The following is a 3348-nucleotide window of genomic DNA, read 5'->3' on the forward strand; positions in this document are numbered from 1 at the left end:
TTGTTCCATTTTAGAGATTTGTTTAAGATAAGATATAACTCATTGAGATGTGTCATAGTATTCGTCGTTAGAAAACAATTATTGTGACATTATTTCAATGAGTTATCTATTTTTGTCGTGTACAGAGATTATTATAGAAGCCCCCATGAATAAATCGCTCATCATTTTCGGCATCGTCAACATAACCTCGGACAGTTTCTCCGATGGAGGCCGGTATCTGGCGCCAGACGCAGCCATTGCGCAGGCGCGTAAGCTGATGGCCGAGGGGGCAGATGTGATCGACCTCGGTCCGGCATCCAGCAATCCCGACGCCGCGCCTGTTTCGTCCGACACAGAAATCGCGCGTATCGCGCCGGTGCTGGACGCGCTCAAGGCAGATGGCATTCCCGTCTCGCTCGACAGTTATCAACCCGCGACGCAAGCCTATGCCTTGTCGCGTGGTGTGGCCTATCTCAATGATATTCGCGGTTTTCCAGACGCTGCGTTCTATCCGCAATTGGCGAAATCATCTGCCAAACTCGTCGTTATGCATTCGGTGCAAGACGGGCAGGCAGATCGGCGCGAGGCACCCGCTGGCGACATCATGGATCACATTGCGGCGTTCTTTGACGCGCGCATCGCGGCGCTGACGGGTGCCGGTATCAAACGCAACCGCCTTGTCCTTGATCCCGGCATGGGGTTTTTTCTGGGGGCTGCTCCCGAAACCTCGCTCTCGGTGCTGGCGCGGTTCGATGAATTGCGGCTGCGCTTCGATTTGCCGGTGCTTCTGTCTGTTTCGCGCAAATCCTTTCTGCGCGCGCTCACAGGCCGTGGTCCGGGGGATGTCGGGGCCGCGACACTCGCTGCAGAGCTTGCCGCCGCCGCAGGTGGAGCTGACTTCATCCGCACACACGAGCCGCGCCCCTTGCGCGACGGGCTGGCGGTATTGGCGGCGCTGAAAGAAACCGCAAGAATTCGTTAACTGCACATTCGGGATATTTCTCTATATTCGCGGTTCAGCAGGCATGTCCCCTTTGAGGGCGACCCGACGACAGGATAATCGACCTTATGGTGCGCAAATATTTCGGCACAGACGGTATTCGTGGCAAAGCCAACGAAGGCGCGATGACGGCGGAAACCGCCTTGCGCGTCGGCATGGCGGCTGGCCGTGTCTTTCGTCGCGGTGACCACCGCCATCGTGTCGTGATCGGCAAGGATACGCGCCTGTCGGGCTATATGCTTGAACCCGCGCTCACAGCCGGTTTCACCTCGATGGGCATGGACGTATTCCTTTTTGGCCCGCTGCCGACAACGTAATAGGAAGAATAAACGCCCTTTTCACCCAAGTCCAAATTAATTTGCCGATTCCATAATCAGGGTGTATTACAATTCCATAGAGTTTTTCAATCCAGGTGGTTTAGCTGATAACTTAACGATTGATCAGCTTCTTCGTGAAGATTACTCGCCATGGGCGCGCAATAAAAGGATATCTGCCACGTTCAAAGAAGCGCATTTTATTGAAAAATATGGGTCAGGCATCAAACGAATCCAAGAAGGCTTCGCATCCTATGGTCTGCGTCCCCCTGTCTTTGAAAATTTCCAGCACGGTTTTCGAGTTATTGTCTCATCAAAGCTACTTTTCGAATCTAATGAGGGAGTAAGTGAGGGAGTAAATCTACTATTTAATCAGATAAGAACTAATCCAGGAAAGCGTGCACCATTTTTAGTAAACGAGCTATTAGTTCCTGTCAAGATAGTAGAGCGGTGGCTCAAAATCTTAAGAGATGATCATAAAATCGAGTTTCGAGGAGCTCCTAAAAGTGGAGGATACTGGCTAAAATAGAAATCAATGATACTCTTAAGTGGCACCAATCGAACTCCTATTTTAGCATTTAAAAAAGTATCCTCACATCATTTTATTGAACAATACCTAAGGCTGCTCTGGCGGCATTGATATGATTATCGTCGTTGCACTCTACCGCAAAAGCGCCATATGCTAATGGAGCTGCAGCAGCCCTCTCTATAGATTGTTCGTAGAGCCTATCCCATATCGTTCCGCCTTGTTTAGCATACTCCGTTATCAAACTCTTCAGGCTATCCTCTCCAAAAACCGATACGTGACCAGAAAAGTCCAGTGCAGGATCACCCATATGCGCAGTAGACCAATCTATGATACCAGAGGTCTTACCTTCCTTCGAGGTTAAGACATGCCCTGCATAGAGATCGCCATGGATGAAACAAGTGAATTCAGGCCACAAAGGGTCATTGTCCAACCATCTACGGTATCTGTTTTCCAACGGCTCGCTGATACCTATCTCAGATTTCACCAAGTGGATACGGTCAGCTATTTCGGTCCTCAATTCACTTGGAGTCATTATTTTCAAGTTGCTCTTTCTCACATCGTCAGCTGTAATACGATGTAATTCGGCCAATGATTTTGCCAGAGACTCCACATAAGCTATGCTATCGCGATCTATGTTCCAAGAAACCTCATGTGTTATCGCATCGAATGTCAGAGCAGGCGCATCCTCCAGTAAAGGGTAGGCTATTAGGCGCTCCGATACAATTTTCCAATCAGGGACATTGATCGACAGGTTTCTTTTGGCTAAATCCAATATTCTACTTTCATTTTCGATTTGTTCAAGCATATCGCTTCTTCGAGGTATACGGAGTACCCAGTTCTCACCGTTTACTTCCTTTACAAAGGCAACTCTAAAGTCGATGCCCATCTCATTGACGCTCATCTCTTCCGAAATTCTCAGCCCATGCTCTAGGGCTAATGTTTGCATATCTTCGATTGTCATTTCTATACTGTTTTCTTTTATTAAATTGGTACCAGTTCCCCCGACAGGACATTCTGAATGTCATATACAGGTGTAACACTTTACCCATATTCTTTTCGTATGGATAACACTTCCCATCAGGGAACAAAAATCTGATACATGAATTAATTGTGAGACAGTAGACCTACTGTCGCATTGAAGCCATCTCGGCGACTATTTGATTAGGAAAACCAAGGCTTTGCCATCATAGCCTTATCATAGAAGTATAACATAGTTGTAAAGATAGAAAATTATTTTTTATTCATCCATGATGTTATTATTTTATAATAACATCATCTAAACATGTCCTGTCGCTCTTTTGTGCTGTGATATTTCATACCTATTAACTGCTTTCGTTTGAATTATACGACGTTCTACTCACAATAGGGCAAGGGTTACTCATTCCGTAGGATGCGGTTCACGTATAGGAAGAATAAACGCCCTTTTCACCCAAGTCCAACAGCTTTGGACCGCAGTTGACTCTTTCGACACCCCTGCGATGCAACCCAATCCGGCTGACGGGGAGCCAGCAACGCTGAAAATTTAC

At 47.4% G+C, this 3348-nt stretch carries 4 protein-coding genes; 3 read left to right on the top strand and 1 reads right to left on the bottom strand.

The features are described from left to right. The first annotated feature begins 145 nt into the window (after positions 1 to 145). The 3 genes from sul2 to FTT98_RS17455 all read left to right on the top strand — a co-directional run bounded on the left by sul2 (position 146) and on the right by FTT98_RS17455 (position 1822). Entirely contained in the window at positions 146 to 961 is an 816-nt protein-coding gene (sul2, locus tag FTT98_RS17445; protein ID WP_001043260.1) for a sulfonamide-resistant dihydropteroate synthase Sul2, read from the top strand. A gap of 86 nt (positions 962 to 1047) precedes the next feature. After that, positions 1048 to 1296, top strand: coding sequence for a phosphoglucosamine mutase (locus FTT98_RS17450; protein ID WP_071830581.1), 249 nt, complete (start codon positions 1048 to 1050; stop codon positions 1294 to 1296). 61 nt (positions 1297 to 1357) lie between these two features. After that, positions 1358 to 1822, top strand: a complete 465-nt coding sequence (locus tag FTT98_RS17455; RefSeq protein ID WP_071830580.1) for an ATP-binding protein — start codon at positions 1358 to 1360, stop codon at positions 1820 to 1822. Between the two features lie 73 nt (positions 1823 to 1895). Here the strand turns inward: FTT98_RS17455 and mph are convergent, their stop codons facing one another. Next, complete coding sequence (gene mph, locus FTT98_RS17460; protein ID WP_071830579.1) at positions 1896 to 2783, bottom strand: Mph(E)/Mph(G) family macrolide 2'-phosphotransferase; 888 nt, start codon at positions 2781 to 2783, stop codon at positions 1896 to 1898. Positions 2784 to 3348 lie beyond the last annotated feature (565 nt).

It is taken from the genome of Acinetobacter sp. YH12039 (assembly GCF_013420015.1).
In the GTDB taxonomy this organism is placed as follows: domain Bacteria; phylum Pseudomonadota; class Gammaproteobacteria; order Pseudomonadales; family Moraxellaceae; genus Acinetobacter; species Acinetobacter amyesii.

Bases quoted from the DNA above. Each gene is read 5' to 3' on its own strand.
- sul2 (WP_001043260.1), top strand. From the start codon at position 146: ATGAATAAATCGCTCATCATTTTCGGCATCGTCAACATAACCTCGGAC.
- FTT98_RS17450 (WP_071830581.1), top strand. From the start codon at position 1,048: ATGGTGCGCAAATATTTCGGCACAGACGGTATTCGTGGCAAAGCCAAC.
- mph (WP_071830579.1), bottom strand. From the start codon at position 2,783: ATGACAATCGAAGATATGCAAACATTAGCCCTAGAGCATGGGCTGAGA.